The sequence below is a fragment of the Pseudolabrys sp. genome (assembly GCF_050250095.1).
In the GTDB taxonomy this organism is placed as follows: Bacteria; Pseudomonadota; Alphaproteobacteria; order Rhizobiales; family Xanthobacteraceae; genus Pseudolabrys.
The window spans coordinates 643,864-664,476 of the sequence record NZ_JBFWPH010000002.1; the positions used below are offsets into that span (position 1 = coordinate 643,864).

General features: G+C 67.6%; 15 protein-coding genes and 1 tRNA gene. 7 read left to right on the forward strand and 9 right to left on the reverse strand.

All coding sequences use genetic code 11. From position 1 onward, the window contains the following. Nucleotides 1–12: 12 nt before the first annotated feature. From AB7F10_RS08335 to AB7F10_RS08355, 5 genes are all read right to left on the reverse strand, one after another. Nucleotides 13–597: a carboxymuconolactone decarboxylase family protein gene (locus AB7F10_RS08335; RefSeq protein ID WP_428558688.1), complete on the reverse strand. Its 585-nt coding sequence runs from the start codon at nucleotides 595–597 to the stop codon at nucleotides 13–15. Between the two features lie 50 nt (nucleotides 598–647). Continuing rightward, nucleotides 648–1,052: a septal ring lytic transglycosylase RlpA family protein gene (locus AB7F10_RS08340; protein ID WP_428558686.1), complete on the reverse strand. Its 405-nt coding sequence runs from the start codon at nucleotides 1,050–1,052 to the stop codon at nucleotides 648–650. 65 nt (nucleotides 1,053–1,117) lie between these two features. Beyond that, complete coding sequence (locus tag AB7F10_RS08345) at nucleotides 1,118–1,768, reverse strand: glutathione S-transferase family protein (RefSeq protein WP_428558684.1); 651 nt, start codon at nucleotides 1,766–1,768, stop codon at nucleotides 1,118–1,120. A gap of 121 nt (nucleotides 1,769–1,889) precedes the next feature. Beyond that, nucleotides 1,890–1,963, reverse strand: a tRNA-Gln gene (locus tag AB7F10_RS08350). A gap of 129 nt (nucleotides 1,964–2,092) precedes the next feature. Beyond that, nucleotides 2,093–3,304 carry an MFS transporter gene (locus tag AB7F10_RS08355; protein WP_428558681.1) on the reverse strand — a complete coding sequence of 404 codons (1,212 nt, stop codon included), beginning with the start codon at nucleotides 3,302–3,304 and terminating at the stop codon, nucleotides 2,093–2,095. Between the two features lie 308 nt (nucleotides 3,305–3,612). Between AB7F10_RS08355 and AB7F10_RS08360 the strand changes: the two genes are divergently transcribed. Both AB7F10_RS08360 and AB7F10_RS08365 read left to right on the forward strand, forming a co-directional pair. Then, nucleotides 3,613–4,773 (forward strand): ABC transporter substrate-binding protein, encoded by a 1,161-nt coding sequence (locus AB7F10_RS08360; RefSeq protein WP_428558679.1) that lies wholly within the window; start codon nucleotides 3,613–3,615, stop codon nucleotides 4,771–4,773. Between the two features lie 11 nt (nucleotides 4,774–4,784). Next, nucleotides 4,785–7,205: a methyl-accepting chemotaxis protein gene (locus AB7F10_RS08365; protein WP_428558677.1), complete on the forward strand. Its 2,421-nt coding sequence runs from the start codon at nucleotides 4,785–4,787 to the stop codon at nucleotides 7,203–7,205. Between the two features lie 86 nt (nucleotides 7,206–7,291). Here the strand turns inward: AB7F10_RS08365 and AB7F10_RS08370 are convergent, their stop codons facing one another. Then, nucleotides 7,292–9,658 carry a xanthine dehydrogenase family protein molybdopterin-binding subunit gene (locus AB7F10_RS08370; protein WP_428558675.1) on the reverse strand — a complete coding sequence of 789 codons (2,367 nt, stop codon included), beginning with the start codon at nucleotides 9,656–9,658 and terminating at the stop codon, nucleotides 7,292–7,294. Nucleotides 9,659–9,890: 232 nt separating this feature from the next. On the opposite strand from AB7F10_RS08370, the gene AB7F10_RS08375 reads away from it, so the two are divergent. Beyond that, a complete protein-coding gene (locus tag AB7F10_RS08375; protein WP_428558673.1) occupies nucleotides 9,891–11,006 on the forward strand; it encodes a Ppx/GppA phosphatase family protein in 1,116 nt (371 codons plus the stop codon). After that, the gene (locus AB7F10_RS08380; protein WP_428558671.1) at nucleotides 11,003–11,719 is read left to right on the forward strand and encodes an RlmE family RNA methyltransferase; all 717 of its coding nucleotides are present in this window, start codon (nucleotides 11,003–11,005) and stop codon (nucleotides 11,717–11,719) included. The genes AB7F10_RS08375 and AB7F10_RS08380 overlap by 4 nt, the downstream gene beginning before the upstream one ends. 2 nt (nucleotides 11,720–11,721) lie before the next feature. On the opposite strand, the gene AB7F10_RS08385 is transcribed toward AB7F10_RS08380, so the two are convergent. Together AB7F10_RS08385 and AB7F10_RS08390 are read right to left on the reverse strand one after the other, a co-directional pair. Continuing rightward, the gene (locus tag AB7F10_RS08385) at nucleotides 11,722–14,139 is read right to left on the reverse strand and encodes a tetratricopeptide repeat protein (RefSeq protein WP_428558669.1); all 2,418 of its coding nucleotides are present in this window, start codon (nucleotides 14,137–14,139) and stop codon (nucleotides 11,722–11,724) included. A gap of 110 nt (nucleotides 14,140–14,249) precedes the next feature. Then, on the reverse strand, nucleotides 14,250–15,689 hold the full coding sequence (locus tag AB7F10_RS08390; RefSeq protein ID WP_428558667.1) for an MFS transporter: 1,440 nt from the start codon (nucleotides 15,687–15,689) through the stop codon (nucleotides 14,250–14,252). Between the two features lie 338 nt (nucleotides 15,690–16,027). Here AB7F10_RS08390 and guaB point away from each other — a divergent pair, with 338 nt between their 5' ends. The 3 genes from guaB to AB7F10_RS08405 are packed head-to-tail and all read left to right on the forward strand — an operon-like array spanning nucleotide 16,028 to nucleotide 19,263. Beyond that, nucleotides 16,028–17,518: an IMP dehydrogenase gene (gene guaB / locus AB7F10_RS08395; protein WP_428558665.1), complete on the forward strand. Its 1,491-nt coding sequence runs from the start codon at nucleotides 16,028–16,030 to the stop codon at nucleotides 17,516–17,518. Between the two features lie 13 nt (nucleotides 17,519–17,531). Next, nucleotides 17,532–17,954: an MAPEG family protein gene (locus AB7F10_RS08400; RefSeq protein ID WP_428558663.1), complete on the forward strand. Its 423-nt coding sequence runs from the start codon at nucleotides 17,532–17,534 to the stop codon at nucleotides 17,952–17,954. Nucleotides 17,955–17,964: 10 nt separating this feature from the next. Continuing rightward, entirely contained in the window at nucleotides 17,965–19,263 is a 1,299-nt protein-coding gene (locus AB7F10_RS08405; RefSeq protein WP_428558660.1) for an RsmB/NOP family class I SAM-dependent RNA methyltransferase, read from the forward strand. Between the two features lie 288 nt (nucleotides 19,264–19,551). On the opposite strand, the gene aat is transcribed toward AB7F10_RS08405, so the two are convergent. Beyond that, nucleotides 19,552–20,490, reverse strand: a complete 939-nt coding sequence (gene aat / locus AB7F10_RS08410) for a leucyl/phenylalanyl-tRNA--protein transferase (RefSeq protein ID WP_428558658.1) — start codon at nucleotides 20,488–20,490, stop codon at nucleotides 19,552–19,554. Nucleotides 20,491–20,613 lie beyond the last annotated feature (123 nt).

The window sequence follows — 20,613 nt, forward strand, 5'->3', positions numbered from 1 at the left end:
TTTGCGGGAAGGCTATTTCGGTTCCGTGAAGGCGAGTTTGGCGTCCTCCGGCGGCAGCATGCGGAATACGTTGAGCGTCATCGAGATCATCGCGTAGTAGCCGAGAATGCCGATCAGTTCGACAACGGCGCCGTCGTCGAGAATGGCGCGGACGCGCTTATAGGTGCGGTCGCTGACGCGCCGCGCCTTGTAAAGCTCGTGGATGAAATCGTAGATCGCGCGCTCGTCCTTCTTGGCGCCTTTCGGCACGCGGCCGGCGCGCAGGTCCGCGACGGTTTTTGCCGACACGCCGGCTTTGAGCGCGATCGGCTCATGCGCGTACCATTCATATTGCGCGCGCCACAGCCGCGCGGTGCACAGGATCGCGAACTCCGACAGCCGCGGCGGCAACGCGGTGTGATAGCGGCAATGCGCGCCGAGCTGCTGGGCAAGGTCGCCGAAGGCCGGCGCATGGATGAAGGCGGCGAACGGTCCGCGCGGGTTCATCGTTTTCCCGCGCGGCGTCGAACGGATCGCGTTCATCAGCGCGCGCTGCGGCGCGGAGAGCTGCTCGTCGCTCAGCAGCGGCAGGCGCGGCGCGGGGCGTTTGGCGGGCATGGCGGTGTCCTTGCTGAAAACTGGCTGGGTTCGATTAGGGATGGTGGCGTTCAGTCGCCTGTCTTGACGGCGGCGGCCGGCTTGTCCGGCGCGAGCACGGTCACCGTCACGGCGATGATGCCGCGCTTGATCATGCCGATCTCCTTTGCCGCCGCGAGCGACAGGTCGATGATCCGTCCGGGCGTGAAGGGGCCGCGGTCGTTGACGACGACCAGCGTGCTGCGTCCTGTCCTGGTATCGGTGACGCGCAGCCGCGTGCCGAACGGCAGCGTCTTGTGCGCGGCGGTGAATTTCGTTCCGTCATAGGGCTCGCCGGAGGTGGTCTTGCCCTTGTAGTCGGGATCGTAATAGGCGGCCTTGCCGGAGAAGGTGACGGAGTCCTGCGCATGCGCGGCGCAAAGCCCGGCCAGACAGGCGGCGCCGATCAGGAAGGAGCGAAGCGCGAACCGGGACATCCGAGGCCGCTGAGATGTGGCGTTGGGCACCGCTACTCAACACGTTCCGCCGTTCCGGACAAGCCTTAACGAATGTCCGCGACGGACACGCCAAAGCGCTCTGCGTAAAGCGCGAGCGTGCGCTCCCAGGCCGGGCGCGCGAGGGCGCGCGCGTAATAGGCCTTGAGACGCGGATAGGGTTCGACGAGATCGGTGTTGCGCACTTCGCGCAGGACCGTGGCCAGAAGAATATCGGCGACGGTGAAGTCCTGGCAGGCGATCCACTCACGTCCGTCCAGCCGTTCTTCCAGCCCGTCGAGCCATCGCTTGGCGATGCCGGTCCAGGTCTTGCGGCCGTTGTCGTTCAAACCGGCGATATCGCCGAGCCCAAGCAGGCTCAAGGTCGGCGCAACGGTGCTGACGGCGGCGAAGCACCATTGCGTGACGCGCGTTCGTCCCTCGACATCGGATGGGATCAGCTTGCCGGCCTTCTCCGCGATGTAGAGCAAGGCCGCGCCGGACTCCGCGACCACGAAGCCGTTGTCGTCGATTGCCGGTGCCTGACGGAACGGACTGATCTTGCGGTAGGCCGGGCTGTCGAGTTCGCCCGCGGTGTGGTCGAGCGCGTGGACGCGATAGGGCAGGCCGGTCTCCTGCAACGCCCATTCGACTCGCAGGTCTTTCGTTTCGCCGATTCCCTCGCGGAAAATGCGGCCAAAGCCGTAGAGCGTGATCATGCCGGCCTCCCGTCGTGACGCGCTGCAAGCCGTGCTCGGAAACAGGATATTCAAAAGGAAAACGAAGCTTCATTGCCGATGCGTGGCGCGCGAGCGCCGAAACCGGATCATCTGTTGAAGTTGGCTGGGGGACTAGGATTCGAACCTAGAAAAGCAGAGTCAGAGTCTGCCGTGATACCATTTCACCATCCCCCAACGGGATTGCGGCTGCCGAAGTGCGGCAATCCGGGCGGCGGTGGATCGGCCGCCGGGCCTTCAAATGGAGTAATCCGGCCGGTTTGACAAGCCCTTAACGCCCCGCCGCGGCGGCGTCAAAAACCGTTGTCAGGACGCGGGTTTCCCCGGCTGGGCGGCGATGGTCGCGACCGCCAGCAGGCACAACGCCGCGCAGGAGACGAACACCAGTTGCGGGTGGCCGTGGTCCATCAACAGCCCGAACGCCAGCGGCGCGACCACACCGGCGATGTTGAAGCCGGTCGTCACGAAGCCGAACACGGTGCCGAACGCGCCGGGCGGCGTCACCTGCCGCACCAGCAGGTCGCGGGACGGCATGATGAAACCGGTCAGAAAGCCGATCGTGGACATGATGGCGATCAGCAGCGCGTTGCCGGGGTCGCCGGTCACGATCAGCACCATGACGCTACCCGCGACGGCGAGGCCTGCCATGGTCAGCATGTCGTGGCGCTGGAACCACGCGGCGAGCACGCCTCCGGCCAGCACGCCGACCGTTGCGAGGCCGAGATAGCCCGTCAGCGCCGCGTTGGCGATCACCGCCGGCGTGCCGTACAGCGCGCCGAGCGCGACGACCGAGTAGTTCTGCAATCCCGCGTTGATCATCGCGAGCAGCATGAAGGTCGCGAAATTGAACAGGATCGGCGCCGACAGCAACAACGGCCAGCCAACCTTGACGGCGTTCGCGTTGTCCTTGCGCGATCCGGCCTGCGTCGCGCCGGCCGGACGCGGCTGCAGCGCAATCAGCAGCGCGACGGCGAGGCTGAGCGCGGCGGCGCCGAGAAACGCGCCGCGCCAGCCCCACAGCCCCTGCATCAGCAGCAGGCTCGCGGGCGCTGCCGCCGAACCGAGCAGGCCGGCGAAGGTATGGAACGAATAGGCCTTGGCGATGCGCTCCGCGGCGACCTCCTGCGACAGCAGCGCGTAGTCGGCCGGGTGGTAGACGGCATTGGCGACGCCGCCGACGCCGAACATCGCGACCAGCAGCCAGAACGACTCGGTGAGGCCGACGACGGCGAAGGCGATGCCGGCGATCGTCAGCGCCGCGAACAGCGGAATGCGGCCGCCGATTCGGTCGACCAGAAATCCGGCCGGGGTTTGCAGGAACGCTGAGGCGAGGTTGTAGGCGACGAGGGCAAAACCGAGTTCGGTATAGCTCACGCCGTAGTCGGCGCGGACGAAAGCGAACAGCGGCGGCAGCACGAGGTAATGGTAGTGCGACACGAAATGCGCCGCGCCGATCGTTGCGATCACGCGGTTGTCGCCGGCGGACGACGCGCCGAGCTGGTCGGTTGCTTGTACCATGACGCTCCGGCCCGGCGGCTGCGCGGGGCGGCGGGACTATTGCCCGCCGGCGGCGCGGAATCCACCGCCGGGGACGCATAGCCGCTCCGACAACCGGTTGAAGCCACGGCGGAATCCGGTTCCAAGGGGATCGTCCGGCGGCCCTTCGCCACGGTTATGCTTAATGGATTGGTAATTGTCCCAGTTTATTACTGGACCCCAATAAAGCTCCGCAATCACAGCGCTTTTCGACGTGGTCTGCTTCCGAATTTATGTCCCAGCGCCTTCGCCGCGTCCCGTTTTCCGTCCCTCGATCAGGATCGTGCTCGATGTTCAACCGACGTGACATTCTCACGGCCGTCGCCGCCACCGGCGTGACGGCCTTGTGCCCGGTGCGCTCGTTCGCCGAAACCGGCGTCAGTGCCGACAAGATCGTGTTCGGCCAGGCCGCGGCGCTCGACGGCCCGGCGGCTGCGCTCGGCACCGGCATGCGGGACGGCATTCTCGCCGCCTTCGCCGAGGCCAACGCGGCCGGCGGGGTGCAGGGACGCAAGTTCGAACTCGTGTCGGTCGACGACGGCTATGAACCGAAGCGCGCCATCGAGGCGACCCGGACGCTGCTGGACCAGGGCGTGTTCGGGCTGGTCGGTTATGTCGGAACCCCGACCTCAATGGCGGTGTTTCCGCTCGTCAAGTCCGCCAAGATTCCCTTCATCGGCGCCTTCACCGGCACCGGAGGCTTGCGCAATCCCTATCAGCCGCTCGCGGTCAACGTCCGGGCCTCTTACGGCCAGGAGACCGAGGTGATGGTCGAGCGTCTGGTGAAGGACAAGGGCGCCAAGCGCTTCGCGATCCTCTATCAGGACGACGCCTACGGCGCCGCCGGTCTTGCCGGCACGCGCCGCGCGCTCGACAAGCGCAAGATGACGTTGGTCGCCGAGGCCGGCTACGAGCGCAACACGGTCGCGGTGCGGGTTCCGCTGCTCGAAATCCGCAAGGCCAAACCCGACGCGGTGATCATGATCGGCGCTTACCGCCCCTGCGCCGAGTTCATCAAGGTGGCGCGGTCGATCAATTTCGATCCGGCCTTCATCAACATCTCGTTCGTCGGCAGCGATGCGCTGGCGAAGGAACTCGGGCCTGCCGGCGCCGGCGTGCTGGTGACGCAGGTGATCCCGTTCCCGCAGGACAAGTCGATCCCGGTTGTCGCGGCCTTCCACAAGGCGCTGAAGGCGTCGAAGCCGGACGCGGTGCCGGGCTTCGTGTCGCTCGAGGGCTATGTCGTCGGCCGCACCGTCGTCGAGGGCGTGCGGCGCGTGAAGGGCGAACTGACGCGCGACACGCTGATGGCGCAGCTCACCAACGGCACGTTCGACTACGGCGGCTTCTCGCTGACCTACGGACCCAACAACAATCAGGGTTCGAATGCCGTTTATCTGACCGTCATCGGTGCCGATGGCAAGTTCAAACCCGCCACCCACATCGCGTGAGCAAGCCGATCATGAAATTTCCCAAGATCGCAATTCCCGGATTCTCGAAGCTTCGCCTGCCGGCATTCCTGCGCAGGAGCGTGGGGACCAGCGTCTACATGAGCATCGGCGCCATCGTCGGCCTGACGATCGTCGCCTCGCTCGTCGCCATCATGTCGTTTGCGAAGGTCGGCTCCATCATTCACGGGCTGACCGAGGATCGTTATCCGGTGGTCGAGTCCTGGCGCGATCTCGCGGACGCCGCGTCGCGCACGATGGCGGTCGCCCCGCAATATGCCCGCGCGCTCGACGACAGCATGGTCGCCGACGTCGCGGAGCGGCTGTCCTCGGCTGACAGCGACATCCGCAACGCGATCGACCGGCTTGGGTTCCGCAAGGCGCTCGACCGTCCGCACTTCATCGAGGCCGCCGACAAGATCAAGGCGGAGGTCGGCAAAGTCGATGCCGCCGCGCGCGAGCGCATGGCGATCGAGGCGGAAAAGACCAAGCGCGCCGCTGCTCTCAACAAGGCGGGCGAGGCGTTCCAGCAGGCGCTGATCTCGGAAATCGACGTCTCGCAGTTCAACGTCATGATGGGGCTGGAGAAGGCGACCGGCGCCGCAAACCCCGACGACGTCAAGACGTTGCTCACCAGCCTGTCCGACAAGGATCTGGTCGCCTATGGCGCCGACATGACGCTGCTCGCGCAGGGGCATCTGTTGTTCGGTCTGATGCGCGAGCTGATCGTGCTCGACCGGCCCGAGCTGATGGTGCCGGCGCGCGATCGCTACAAGGCGCTGTCGAAGCGCGTCATCAAGGCGCTCGCGGCGGTCGAGAAAGTGTCGCCCCATCCCAAGCGCAAGGCGGCGACCGAGGCCCTGCTTGCCTTCGGCTCCGCCAAGGACAATCTTTTCGAGCTTCGCGAACGCGATTTCAGCGTGCGTGACCGGCTCAACGCCAACCTGAAGGCGGCCGGCGACGTCATCGTCCAGCTCAATGCCGAAGTCGACTCGATGGTGATGACGGCGAAGTTCGCCGCGAGGGAAGCCGCGACCGCGGCGAACGCGCATATCGCCGCGACCAACAACTGGCTGATCGGCATCGCGATCGCCAGCGTGCTGATGGCGGCTATGATCGCCTGGTTCTATGTCCGTCCGCAGATCGTGCGCCGCCTGCAGCGGCTGTCGGTTGCGACCGGCGAAATCTCGGAAGGCAAGCTCGATACCGAGGTCGCAGTCAGCGGCCAGGACGAAATCGGCGCCGTTGCCGCAGCCGTGGTGGTGTTCCGCGACGCCGCGATCGAGAAGAACCGGATCGAGGCTGCTGCGGCCGATCAACGCCGACATGCCGACGATCAGCGCCGGCAGGCCGACGAGCAGCGCGCCGTCGCCGACAAGGAGCGGGCGCAGGCCGAGCAGGATCGCCGCCGCGCCGACGAAGAGCGCGCGGCCAACGAGGAAGAGCGGCGCAAGAATGCCGAAGCGCAGGCCGTTGCCGCGCTGGAGCAGTCCACCGCGATCCGCAATCTGGCCGACGGCCTCGCGCGGCTGTCGGAGGGCGATCTGACCTGCGAGCTGGACGAGGGCTTCTCCGCGACCTACGCGCAGATCCGCGAAGACTTCAACAAGGCGATCGTGCAGCTGCGCGAGACCATCACCGCGATCGTTTCCTCGACCCGCGAGATCACCAGCGCCTCGGCGGAGATCGCGGCGTCGACCACCGATCTGTCGCAGCGGACCGAGGAGCAGGCGGCGAGCCTCGAGGAAACCTCGGCCTCGATGGAGCAGATCGCAACCACGGTGAAGAAGAACGCCGAGAATGCCGAAGCCGCCAACAGCTCGGCCGGCGAGACCCGCGTCGTCGCGGAGCGCGGCGGCGCGGTCGTCGAACAGGCCGTCAAGGCGATGGCTCGCATCGAGGAGTCCTCGCTCAAGATCGGCGACATCATCGGCGTCATCGACGAGATCGCGCGGCAGACCAATCTGCTGGCGCTCAATGCCGCGGTCGAAGCCGCGCGCGCCGGCGACGCCGGCCGCGGCTTCGCGGTGGTGGCCTCGGAGGTTCGCTCGCTCGCCCAGCGTTCCGCGCAGGCGGCGAAGGACATCAAGAACCTCATCACCGACAGCAACAATCTGGTGAAGGACGGCGTCGGCCTCGTCAACAAGGCCGGCGGCTCGCTCACCGAGATCGTCGAGTTGATCAAGAAGGTCGCGGCCATCGTGTCGGACATCGCGACCGCCAGCCGCGAGCAGGCGACCGGCATCGAGCAGGTCAACCGTGCGCTCAACAACATGGACGAGGTGACCCAGCAGAACTCGGCGCTGGTCGAGGAAAACGCCGCGACCGCCAAGGTGCTGGAGACCCAGGCGCAGGCCATGAACGAGCGCATGGAAATGTTCCGTCTCGCCGCGGGCGAGGGCGCCGCGGAGGAAGAGGCCGTTCGCGCCGCCTGAGCGCGTCACCGGAACAAACAAAAAGCCCGCGCCGGCATGTCGCCTGCGCGGGCTTCTGCTTTTTCAGCGTCGCGCCGGCGCGGCGATCAATGCGCGGTTTTGGCGTCCTGCAAGGCCTGCCAGATGCGGGCCGGCGTCGCCGGCATGGCGATGTCGTGCACGCCGGCCTCCGACAATGCATCGACCAGCGCGTTCATCACCGTCGGCAGGCCGCCGGAGCAGCCGGCTTCGCCGCAGCCCTTGGCGCCGACCGGGTTGAGCTTGGTCGGAATGCCGCGATTGGCGACCGTCATGGCCGGCGTGTTGTGCGCGCGCGGCATGGCGTAGTCCTGGAACGAGCCGGTCAGCAGCTGGCCGTCGTCGTCGTAGATCACGCCCTCGAACAGCGCCTGGCCGAGACCCTGCACCACGCCGCCGTGGATCTGGCCTTCGACCAGCATCGGATTGAGCACCGTGCCGAAGTCGTTGACCGCGGTGTATTTGACCACCTGCGCGCCGCCGGTGTCGGGATCGACCTCGACCTCGGCCACATGGATGCCGTTCGGGAAGGTTCCCGGCACGGCCTGCGTGACATGGGTGACGTCGAGCGTGGCAGGCGCGCCGACGGGCATTGTCATGCCTTCGCGCAGGCGCTTCGCCAGATCCATGATGCCGACCGCGCGGTCGGTGCCGGCGATGACGAAGCGGCCGTTCTCGAATTCGATGTCGCCGGCGGAGGCTTCCAGCGCATGCGCGGCGATCTGCTTGCCGTTTTCGACGACTTTCGCCGACGCCTCGACGATCGCGGTGCCGGACAGCATGGCCGAGCGGGAGCCGCCGGTGCCGCCGCCGGTGACGAGCTGGTCGCTGTCGCCTTGCAGCAGCGTGATCTTGTCGAACGGAATGCCGAGCCTGTCGTGCAGCACCTGCGCGAAGGGCGTGGCGTGGCCTTGCCCGTAGTCGAGCGTCCCGGTGACGATGGTGACGGTGCCGTCGTCGTTGAAGCGGATGCCGCCCATTTCCGTGGTGCCTGACGCGGTCGTCTCCAGATAGCAGCCGACGCCGAGGCCGCGCAGCTTGCCGGCCTTTCGGCTTTCGCGCTTGCGGGCCTTGAAGCCCTCGACGTCGGCGAGTTTCAGCGCCTCGTCGAACAGGCCGGGGAAGTCGCCGCTGTCATAATCCATGCCGGAAGCGGCCTTGAACGGCATCTCCTTCGGCTTGATGAAGTTGCGCTTGCGTAGCGTGAAGCGATCGATGCCGATCTTCGTCGCGGCATAGTCGATCAGCCGGTCCATGTAGAGCGCGCCTTCGGGACGGCCGGCGCCGCGATAGGCCGACACATGCGTGGTGTTGGTGAGCACGCATTTGGTCGCCACCTCGAGCAGCGGCGTGCGGTACATCGAGTTGACGTTCTTGGTGACGTTGACGGTCGGCAAGAGCGGGCCGAAGGCCGACACGAAGCCGCCGAGCCCGCCGAAGCCGGAGAGCCGCACCGCCTTGATGACGCCGCGCTCGTCGAACGCGCCTTCGACCGTCATGTCGAAATCGCGGCCGTGATGGTCGGACATGAAGCTGCCCGATCGCTCGTCGGTCCATTTCACCGGGCGGCCGAGGTCGCGCGCCGCATGCAGGATGCAGACATATTCGGGATAGGCGGCAGCCTTCATGCCGAACGAGCCGCCGACATTGCCGGTCAGCACCCGCACCTTGTCGGCCGGCGCGCCGAGAATGTCCTTGAGCATGTTCTTCAGGCCGAATACGCCCTGGCTGCACGAATGCAGCGTCCACTTTTCGTTGGTCTTGTCGTATTCGCCGATCGCGGAGCGCGGCTCGATCGAGGCGACCACGAGCTTCTGGTTGACGATCGGCAGCGCCACCACATGGGCCGCGCCGTCGAAGGCGGCCTTCACCTTGTCGGCGTCGCCATAGTGATAGTCGAGCACGAGATTGCCCGGCACCTCGTCCCAGATCAGCGGCGCGCCGGGTTCGGCGGCCTTGCGCGCGTCGGTGACGGCGGGCAGCGGCTCGATGTCGATCATGACGGCTTCGGCGGCGTCCTTCGCCTGTCCGGCGGTTTCCGCCACCACGCAGGCGACGGGATCGCCGACGAAACGGACCTTGTCGCCGGCCAGCGCCGGCCGCGGCGTGTAGCGCAGCGGCGTGCCGTCGCGGTTCTTGAGCGGCAGGTTGCATTTCAGGCCGCCATAGGCCTTCAGGTCGCCGGCGGTATAGACCGCCAGCACGCCGGGCATGGCGCGCGCCGCCTGCGTGTCGATGCTGCGGATGACGCCGTGGGCGTCTCGGCTCCGCACGATGGCCGCGTAGGCCTGGCCGGGCAGGTTCACGTCGTCGGTGTAACGGCCCTGGCCGCTGACCAGCGTGGGGTCTTCCTTGCGCGGCACGGACTGGCCGACGCCGAATTTGGTGAGGGCCAGATTGGCCTGCTGGGTCGCGTCGCGGGTTCGTTCGTCCATCGTCAATGGTCTCGGCTTCAGCGGTCTCGGGAGCAATCGGCTGCGGAAGATTCCGGCGGATTTGGGGGCTACACCTTCAGATAGTGGAGCCGGGCGCGCCGCACAACAACGCATGCCTCATGGCCCGGTTGCGCCGGATGACGGCACTGTTACAATTTTGGGGATTTATGGACATGGATTGCCACCATGAGAAGCCTCTGAGCGGGTTCGGGTGGCAGGAAGGCATTGGTTGATGAGCGACGGAGCCGGGGAGATCCCCGGCGCCGGTCCTGCTGGCGAGCGGCCGCCGCATCGGCGCCCCCGGCGGGGTCGGTCGCCGTTCCCGCAGCGCGCGCCCGGCCCGCAGGCCGGCGGCGGTGCGACCTATGCCGCGCTCGACCTCGGCACCAACAACTGCCGCCTGCTAGTGGCGCGGCCGACCGCCGACGGCTTCCGCGTCGTCGATGCCTTCTCGCGCATCATCCGGCTCGGCGAGGGCGTCTCCGCAACCGGCCGCATCAACGACGCGGCGATCGCGCGCGCAGTCTCAGCGCTGTCCGTCTGCCGCGACAAGCTGCGCAACCGCGGCGTCACCCGCGCGCGGCTGATCGCGACGGAGGCGTGCCGGGCCGCCGCCAATGGCGATGAGTTTCGCGCCCGTGTGCTCGAGGAAACCGGCCTCGATCTGGAAGTGATCGACCGGGAAACCGAAGCCTCGCTGGCCGCGACCGGCTGCACGCCGCTGATCGATCCGGAGGCCGAGGGCGTACTCTTGTTCGACATCGGAGGCGGCTCCTCGGAGCTTGTCCGGCTCAGCCGTTCGGCCGCCGCCTGCCGCAACGGTCCGCCGAAGCCGAACATCGCCGGCTGGACCTCGCTCGCGCACGGCGTCGTGACGCTTGCCGAGCGCCACGGCGGCATCGACGTGAGCCGCGCCACATACGAGGCGATGGTCGACGAGATTACCGCGATGCTCGCGCCGTTCGCCGCCGAGCATGGCGAGGATTGCAGCAACGGCATCCACATGCTCGGCACCTCGGGCACGGTGACCACCATCGCCGGCGTTCATCTCAATCTGCCGCGCTACGACCGCAACCGGGTGGACGGCTGCTGGATGAGCGAACAGGAGATTTCGACCGTGATGGATCGCCTGCTGGCGATGAGCTACCAGGATCGCGTCGCCAGCCCGTGCATCGGCGCTGAGCGCGCCGACCTCGTGCTCGCCGGTTGCGCCATCCTCGAAGCGATCCGCCGTGCCTTTCCGTGCCGCCGCCTGCGTGTCGCCGATCGCGGCCTGCGCGAAGGCATGCTGGTCGAGATGATGCGTGCCGACGGCGTCTGGGACGGCGCGGGGCACGCTGCATCGTGACCCGCGGCAAGGACGGCAAAACAGCGGGCGGCAAAAGCAGCCGCGGCGGCTCGCGCGAGCTCAAAGTTCGCGTGAAGACCGCGAAGAGCCGCACGGCCTCGTCGCAGCGCTGGCTGGAGCGCCAGCTCAACGATCCTTATGTCGCCCGCGCCAAGCGCGAGGGCTTGCGCTCGCGCGCCGCCTTCAAGCTCACCGAAATCGACGACCAGTATCGCTTTCTGAAGAAAGGCGGCCGCGTCGTCGATCTCGGTGCCGCGCCCGGCGGCTGGAGCCAGATCGCCGCCAAGCGCGTCGGCGCGCCGGAGGAGGGCCGCGTCGTCGGCATCGATATCCTCGACATCGATGCGGTGCCGGGCGTCGATTTCCTGCACCTCGACTTCCTCGATCCCGATGCGCCGGACAGGCTCAAGGCGCTGCTCGGCGGGCCGGCCGATGTGGTGCTGTCCGACATGGCGGCGAACGCGACCGGTCACCGCAAGACCGATCACCTGAAGATCATGGCGCTGGTCGAGGCGGCGGCGGAGTTCGCCCGCGAGGTGACGAAGCCGGGCGGGGCATTTCTCGCCAAGGTGCTGCAGGGCGGCACCGAGCCGTCTCTGCTTGCGACGTTGAAACGCAATTACGCGACGGTGCGGCACGTCAAGCCGAAAGCGAGCCGGGCGGACTCTGCCGAGCTTTATCTGCTGGCGACAGGATTCCGCGGCGGCAAGTAGCGTCAGCGCCGATAGTCGCGGAAGGCGTCGGTGAATTGCGCCGGCCGACGCGCCCGCTGCTGCTCGTAGTACCGCCGTTTCGCACGCTCGTAGCGTTCCTTGGCCTCGAGCTGGCGGAAGTAACGCTCGCGCGCCGCCCGGTCGCGTTCGGCGCGGCTGCGCGGCGCGGGCTCGCGGCTGTAACGGGCGCGTTCGGCCTGCTCATGCCTGCTGCGCGATGTGGTCCGCTCGGCGGCACGGGTTTTCGTGCTGCCGGAGCGATGCTCGTTGCGCTCCGACGCTTCGCGGCGGTCGGATCGCGGCGCGGCGTGCTGCTCCTCGCGCGGGACGGCGCCCTGCGGGCGCGCCGCCGGAACCGGTACGCCGGTGGCCTTGGCGGCTTCCCGGTCCGTGGCGGCGGGCGGGATCGAGGCGACGGCCTGCACGTCGTCGTCCGCGTCCGGCTTCCGTTCCGGTTTCGCGTCGGTCTTCGATTCCGTTTTGGCGACGCGGTTGCGGCCCTTCTTCTTTCGCTCGGCGGCCTCCCGCTGCTTGATCTCGGCGGTGACGCGGGCGAGCGCCTTGCGGGCCTCGGCGCTGTCCTTATGCCGCGTCGCGAGCTTGAAGTCCTCGGCGGCGTTGACGAGATCGCCGGTCTGCTCGCGGGCGAGGCCGCGCAGATAATGATCGCTGGCGTTGCCGGGCTCCAGACGAATGGCGTTGTCGAGGTCGCCGATCGCCTTGTCATAAGCCTTGGCGGCGAGCAGGGCATTGCCGCGCGCCCGCGCATAGTCGGCCTTGTGCGGCTCGCGCTTGATGGCGGCGTCGAGATCGGCGAGCGCGCCCGCGCGGTCGCCTTTCCCGCTGCGCAACGCGGCGCGCTGGAAATAGGCGTCGGCGTTGTCGACGCCGAGCTTGATCGCTGCGTCGAGGTCGGCGAGCGCCGGGTCGTTCTCCCCGGCGGCGATGCGCCAACGCGCGCGCTGATAATAGAGCGCCGCCGATTTCGGCTCGCGCTTGATCGCTTCGCCGATATCGCCGATCGCCTTGGCGTTGTCGCCCTTGGCATGGAAAATCTGCGCGCGGGCGCTGAACACCGCGCCGCTGCCGCTGTGCAGCGCGACGGCGCGGTTGAGATCGGCCAGGGCGCGTTCGCTGTCGGACTTCGCGGCGAAGACGAGGCCGCGCTCGGCATAGGCGAAGCCGAGCTTGTCGTCGTCCTTCAGCGCGGCGTTGAGCTTGGCGAGCGCCTGCGCGTAATCCTTGTTCCGCGCCGCCACCGCGCCGCGCACCGCGAGCGCCGCCGGATGGTCGTCCTCGAACTTGTCGAGATAGCCGGCGTCGACTTCCGCGCCCTTGATGTCGCCGCCGCCGAGCCGCCACTCCGCCCGCAGCGCCAGATATTCCGGCCGCCACGCGAATTTCAGCGCGCGGCTGATTTCCCGGATGGCGCGGGCGCGGTCGCCTTTGGCGAGATAGCCTTCGGCGAGATAGCGATAGCTCGGCGCTGCGTTCTGATCGAGCTGGATCGCCTTCTGGTAGAGCGCCAGCGCGCGGTCGGTGTCGCCCTTCTGCTGCTGGACCTTGCCCTGCGCGAGCCAGGCCGCGACGTTGTTCGGCTCGATGCGGGACGCCTCGGCATAGTCGGCCATCGCGCCGTCGAGCGCGCCGGACTCGCGGCGCGCCTCGCCGCGCCGCATGTAGTTGGTCGCCGTGCGCTCGTATTGCAGCGCGTGGTCGTAGTCGCCGATGGCGCGCGCATAGTCGTCCTGGCGCAGATACATCTCGCCGCGGCCGCGATAGGCGCTGGCGCGCTTCGGGTCGAGTTCGATGGCCTTGCGGAAATCCTCGAGCGCGCCGTCGGTCATGCCGAGATCGCGCTTGGCGACCGCGCGATTGACATAGGCCGAGGCGGCCTGCGGATCGCGCTTGATCGCTTCGTCGTAGTCGGCGAGGGCGCGGCCGAAATTGCCTTTCGCGTACCAGGCGTTGCCGCGGTTCTGATAGGCGGGCGCGAAATCCGGCGCGAGCGAGACCGCGCGGTCGAGATCGGCGATCGCGTTGGGCACGTCGCCACGGTCGAGATAGGCGAGGCCGCGCAGCGCATAGGTGACGCCCGCGGTTTCGCCGCTCGCCTTGCGGGATTCCAGCACGCGGCTGCAGGCGGTGATGCGGTCGGCCGCCTGGTCCTTCGCCTGATTGGCGCAGCCGCGGGCGCTCTGCCGCAACGTCATGTGCGGCTGCATCTCGCGGATGGAGCGGCGAGCCTCCGACATCGTCATGCGGTCCTGTGACTGGGACTGCACGCGCGCGAAGGCGTCGAGACCTTCGGCGTCGTCGCCGCGGGACTGGGCATGCGAAGGCGCGCACGCAAACGCCAACAGCGCCGCCGCGCCGATGGCGCGCAACGCGAGCGTCCGAAGTGTTTCGGGTCTACGCATGCACTTGTTACCCGAGGATTAACCTTAATCGGGACGCTAGGACCGGCAGGAAAACCTGTCCACGGTGCAAATGTGACAATCACTTATATGGTTAACGCGGCGGCGGCCGGTCAGGTCGGACGCGGATCGGCGGTTTCCGGCGCGGTCTCCACCGCGTTCGGCGTCCGGTTGGCGAGTTCCGCGCCGGCATCGTGCGGCAGGCGAGCGAAGATCAGCACCGAGATTGCGGAAATTGCGGCGACGAGCAGGAAGGCCGGCGGGAAATCCGCGGCCTGCAATGACGCGGCCGGATCGCCGCCGCGCGTCAGGATCGTCAGATGCACGGCGAGCGCGCCGACGGCGACGCCGGCCGATAGCGACAACTGCTGACCGACGCTGACGAGTGCGGTCGCGCGGCTCACGCGCGCCGTCTCGACCTCGGCATAGGCCAGCGTGTTGATGCAGGTGAATTGCAGCGAGCGGAAGAAGCCGCCGATCACGAGCAGGATCAGCATCAGCGCCGCGGGCGTCGCCTGCGTGAAGGTGGCGCAGACGGCGAGGAAGGCCGCGCTGATCAGCGCGTTGAAAACCAGAATGACGCGAAAGCCGAACCGCCGCAGGATCGTCGCCGCCGCCATCTTCATGGTCAGCGCGCCGACCGCCGAGCCGAAGGTGATGAGGCCGGACTGGAACGGCGTCATGCCGAAGCCGGCCTGCAGCAGCAGCGGCAGCAGAAACGGCATCGAGCCGATGCCGAGACGGAAGGTGAAGCCGCCGACAAGGCTGGCGCGGAAGGTCGGCAGGCGCAGCAGCGTCAGGTCGAGCGCCGGCGCGGCGATGCGCCGGGCGTGAACGATATAGGCAAAGGTGAAAGCCGCGCCGCCGGCGATCAGCCCCGCAACCACGGTCCACGGCAGGAAGTTCAGCCCCAGGACCGACAGTCCGAAGGCGAGGCCCGCGATGCCGAGGCCGGCGAGCGCCATGCCGACCGTGTCGAAGCGCTCATGCTGCTCCGCGCGCAGGTCGGGGATATAGCGCGCCGCCATCACGATGCCGGCAAGCCCGATCGGGATGTTGATGAGGAAGATCCAGTGCCATGACGCGAAGGTGGTGATGAAGCCGCCGATCGGCGGGCCGACCACCGGTCCGATCAGCGCCGGCGTCGTGACCCAGGCCATCGCGTTGATAAGCTCGCGCTTCGGCGTCGAGCGCACCATGATGATGCGGCCGACCGGCGTCATCATCGCGCCGCCCATGCCCTGCACGATGCGCGCGATCACGAAGTCCGTCAGCGAGCCGGAGATCGCGCAGCCGATCGAGCCGATCATGAAGACGGCGATGGCCGCGCGGAACACCGGGCGCGCGCCGTAGCGGTCGGCGGCCCAGCCGCTTGCCGGAATGAAGATCGCGAGCGACAGCAGGTAAGAGGTCAGCGCGAGCTTCAGCGCCAGCGGGTTGGTGCCGATGTCGTCCGCGATCGCTGGCAGTGAGGTGGCGATGACGGTCGAGTCCATGTTCTCCATGAACAGCGCCACCGCCACGATCAGTGCGATGATACGGTCAGAACGCATGAAACCTGCGGACGTTGCGGTGGTGAGGGGGAATCTGTCCGGGCACCGCGGGCTTCTAGCACAGACGCGGCAGAACCAAGGCGCCGCCGTGCCCGGCATGGCAGCCATCCGTGCGCCCGTGACCGGCGCGGCGCGCCGGCAAAAACGCCCGGAAAGCCGCGCTCACATTTCCCGGTGAATGGCCACCGCTGCCCTAGGAATCGCTGCGGACCCGTGCTAACGACCCATGCCAACCCAAAAGCGGGCCGTGATCCGGGCGAGGGAAACCCCTCGCTAAGGCATCTTTTCAGCCTTTTCGGCCGGCCGGTCCCGCCTTGCGGGCGAAACGGAGTTGGCAAATGCCGGTCGAGAATGCGAGCCCGCCTGACGCACTGACCTTCGACGACGTGCTGATCAAGCCGGGCCTGTCCGAGGTGATGCCGACCGACGTCGACGTCCGCTCCCGCGTGACGCGCACGATCCAGGTCAATCTGCCGATCCTCGCCTCCGCGATGGATACCGTCACCGAGGCGCAGATGGCGATCGCCATGGCGCAGGCCGGCGGTATCGGCGTCCTTCACCGCAACATGGACCCGGAAGACCAGGCCGCGCAGGTGCGCATGGTCAAGAAATACGAATCCGGCATGGTGGTGAACCCGCTCACCATTTCGCCGAACGCGACGCTCGCCGAGGCGCTGGCGCTGATGAGCGAGAATCGCATTTCCGGCATCCCGGTGGTCGAGGGCGGCACGCCCACCCATGCCGGCAAGCTGGTCGGCATCCTGACCAACCGCGACGTGCGCTTCGCCAACGATCCGCGGCAGAAAGTCTCCGAGCTGATGACCAGGGACCGGCTGGTCACGGTGCGCGAGGACGTCGGGCAGGACGAAGCCAAGAAACTGCTGCATCAATATCGCATCGAGAAGCTGCTGGTGGTGGACGCCGACTACCGCTGCGTCGGTCTCATCACCGTCAAGGACATGGAAAAGGCGGTCGCTAACCCGAACGCCTGCAAGGACGAGCAGGGCCGCCTGCGCGTCGCCGCCGCGACCACCGTGGGCGACAAGGGCTTTGCCCGCACGGAGGCGCTGATCGCCGCCGGCGTCGATCTCGTCGTGGTCGACACCGCGCACGGCCATTCGAAAATGGTGCTCGACGCCGTCGGCCGCATCAAGCGGCTCTCCAACAAGGTGCAGGTCATCGCCGGCAATGTCGCGACGCGCGAGGGCACCAAGGCGCTGATCGACGCCGGCGCAGACGCGATCAAGGTCGGCATCGGTCCCGGTTCGATCTGCACGACGCGCATCATCGCCGGCGTCGGCGTGCCGCAGCTCACCGCGATCATGGACTCTGTCGAGGCCGCGAAGGTGACCGGCACGCCGGTCATCGCCGACGGCGGCATCAAGTATTCCGGCGATCTCGCCAAGGCGCTGGCCGCCGGCGCCGACGTCGCGATGGTCGGCTCGCTGCTCGCCGGCACCGACGAGACGCCGGGCGAGGTGTTTCTCTATCAGGGGCGCTCCTACAAGACCTATCGCGGCATGGGCTCGGTCGGCGCGATGGCGCGCGGCTCGGCCGACCGCTATTTCCAGCAGGACATCAAGGATTCGCTGAAGCTCGTGCCGGAAGGCGTCGAAGGCCAGGTGCCCTATAAGGGCTCGGCGTCGACCATCCTTCATCAGCTTGCGGGCGGGTTGCGCGCCGCGATGGGCTATGTCGGCGCCCGCAATCTGGACGAGCTGCACGAGAAGGCGCGCTTCGTGCGCATTTCCGGCGCGGGCTTGCGCGAGAGCCACGTCCACGACGTCGTCATCACCCGCGAAAGCCCGAACTATCCGAGCCGCGTCTAACCGGAGTTGAGCCATGTCAGTTCAGGCGGTGTTGCTTCCGGTCTTCGCGATGGTGCTGCTCACCTTCGTGCTGCTGATCAAGACCGCGGTGGCGCGGCGCGCCGACATCGCCGGCCGCCGCGTGCAGATCCGCGACATCGCGCTCGGCCAGCTTGCCTGGACGCCGCAGACCCAGCAGTACGGCAATTCCTACAACAACCAGTTCCAGCTGCCGGTGCTGTTCTATGTGGTGATGACGCTCGCGCTCATCACCAAGCAGGCGGATCTGCTGTTCGTCGTGCTGGCCTGGGTGTTCGTCGCGCTGCGCGTCGTTCACGCCTTCATCCACGTCACCAACAACCGTGTGATGCGGCGCGGCCTCGTGTTCGGTCTTGGCTGGCTGGTGCTGATGGCGATGTGGATCGTCTTCGCCGTCCGCATCCTGCTCGCGATCTGACGGTGTTCTTGTGACCCCCGCCGCGCGGCTCGCCGCCGCGATCGAAGTCATCGACGCGGTTGCGCGCGAGCGCCGTCCGGCGGCGGATGCGCTGAAATCGTGGGGCCTCGCGCACCGCTTCGCCGGTTCCGGCGACCGCGCGGCGATTGCCGGCCTCGTTTATGACACGCTGCGCCGCCGCGCCTCGTCGGCCTGGCTCATGGACAGCGACGGCCCGCGCGCCGTCGCGCTCGGCATGCTCAGCCGCGAGCGCGGCCTTGATCTCGAGGCGATCGAACGGCTGGCCGATGGCTCGCGCCACGCGCCCGAGCCCCTGAGCGACGCGGAACGCACCCGGCTTTCCGCCGTGACGCTCGATGGCGCGCCGGCTCATGTCGCCGGCGATTATCCGGAATGGCTCGATCCCGCCTTTGCCGCGAGCTTCGGCGAGGCGCGGGCGGAGGAGGGCGCGGCGCTTGCCTCGCGCGCGCCGCTCGACCTGCGCGCCAATATGCTGAAAGCCTCGCGCGACGAGGCGCTGGCGCTGCTCGACGACCTCCAATTCGAGGCGACCCGCTGGTCGCCCTGGGGTCTGCGGCGTCAATTGTCCGCCGACGCGAAAAATCCGGCGATCCATGCCGAGCCTGCCTTCATCAAGGGTGCTGTCGAGGTGCAGGACGAAGGCTCGCAGCTCGCGGCGCTGATGTCGGGCGCAGCGCCCGGCGAGCAGGTGCTCGATCTTTGCGCCGGCGCCGGCGGCAAGACGCTGGCGCTCGCCGGCATGATGGACAACAAGGGCCAGCTTTACGCCACCGACGACGACAAGCGCCGCCTTGCGCCGATCCATGAGCGGTTGACGCGCTCGGGCGCGCGCAACGTTCAGGTGCGCACGCCGAAATCGGTCGGCACCGAACTCGACGATCTCGCGGGCAAGCTCGATCTTGTCCTGATCGACGCGCCCTGCACCGGCACCGGCGCATGGCGGCGCAACCCCGACGCCAAATGGCGGATGCGGCCCGGCGCGCTGGAGATCCGGCGCAAGGAACAGGCCGAGGTGCTCGATCGCGCCGTGCCGCTGCTCAAGGCCGGCGGCCGGATCGCCTACATCACCTGTTCGGTGCTCAACGACGAGAACGGCGCGCAGGTCGGCGCGTTCCTGTCGCGCCATCCGGAATTTTCGCTGACGCCGCCGTCCGAGGTCATCAGGGCGCTCGGCGATCGTGCCGGTGATTTCGCAAAGGCCGCGCGGCTGTCGGCCGAAGGCGTGCTGATGACGCCGCGAACGACCGGCACGGACGGATTTTTCGTGAGTGTGTTGCGCAAAGCCTAACAGTCGTCATTCCGGGGCGCGAACGCAGTGAGCGAACCCGGAATCCAGCGGCAAATGCCGAATCCGTTTCTGGATTCCGGGTCCGGCGCTTACGCGCCGTCCCGGAATGACTGCCCAAAAACAGTCGTGCCCGCACGCTTGCACGTACGGGCACCCACATCTTCTACTCGGTACAAGACAAGATGCAGATGGCGGGCGAGCCCCCCACGACCTGCGGTCAGCATGATCGCGTTCGGCGCAAAGATCGCGTGGAACTGCCGCGCGTGGTTAACGCGCGCGCCTTGGGGCCTATTTGTCGTCGCTATCCCTGTGGACGGCGCCGTTGCCGGCGGGCTTCCACTCGGAAATGACGGCGAGATCGTCCTCGACCTTCCAGCGTCCGCTCTTGCCGGGGAGCTTCACCGCCGCTTCCAGCCGCCGCAGGTAGTCGGCGCGCGGCACGTCGCGGAAGCCCATGTCCTTGCAGGTCGGCGTCATCAGCTTGCCGTCGTCGAAGGCATAGCCCCACTTGTTGAGGTGCCAGTGCAGCACCGTGAAGCCGATCTTCGAGGTGTTGGTCTCGCGGGTGAACTGCGACTCGGTGGTGAACGAGCCGCCGGCCGCCACGCCATAGCCGCCGCCGACCAGATCGCCCGCCTCGTTCCACACCTCGAAGGAGTGGGCGTGGCCGGCGTCGAACATCTCGGTATAGAGCCGCATCACCCGCGGCGTGATCCAGGTCAGGTTCCAGCGGCCGTTGCGGCTCTCGCTGCAGGCCTTGATGACGCCTTCGAAGTCCTTGTCGAAGGTGACGGTGTGCTTGCCCTGCCGCATCTGGCGGCGCAGCCGCTTGGCGATATGAATCTCGTCGAACAACAGCAACGAGCGCTCCGGCGGCGACCACCATTTCAGCGGCCCGACATGCGCGAAGGGGAAAATGCCGCGGCGATAGCCTTCGAGCACGGTCGGCATCGAGAAATCGTGGACGATGCCGGCAAGGCCCGGCGGGTTGGCGAGCGCGGCTTCCGGGTCCGGCAGCGCGTAGTCGGGCGCCATCATTTCGCCGAGCCACATCCGGGCGAGGTTCGGCAGGCCGGAGATTCGGTTCGGCTTGCAGGCCCAGGCGGTGCCCAGCGCCCAGCGCTGCAGCATCGCGGCCGGTCCCTCGCGATAGAGCGCGTTGCGGCGGCTTTTCGGGTTCGCCTGACCGGCGGCGGCAAAGGTCAGATGGTCGGCATGGAAGGCCACGGCGGCGCGCTCCGAAGGTGTGGAAAGCCAGCAAATCTGGCGCTTTTCTCTCACGCGCAGGGCTAATGGAGGCTTATCTGAAAGCGTCCAATTTGCCGCGTGGTTAACCGGAGCCTGCCGCCT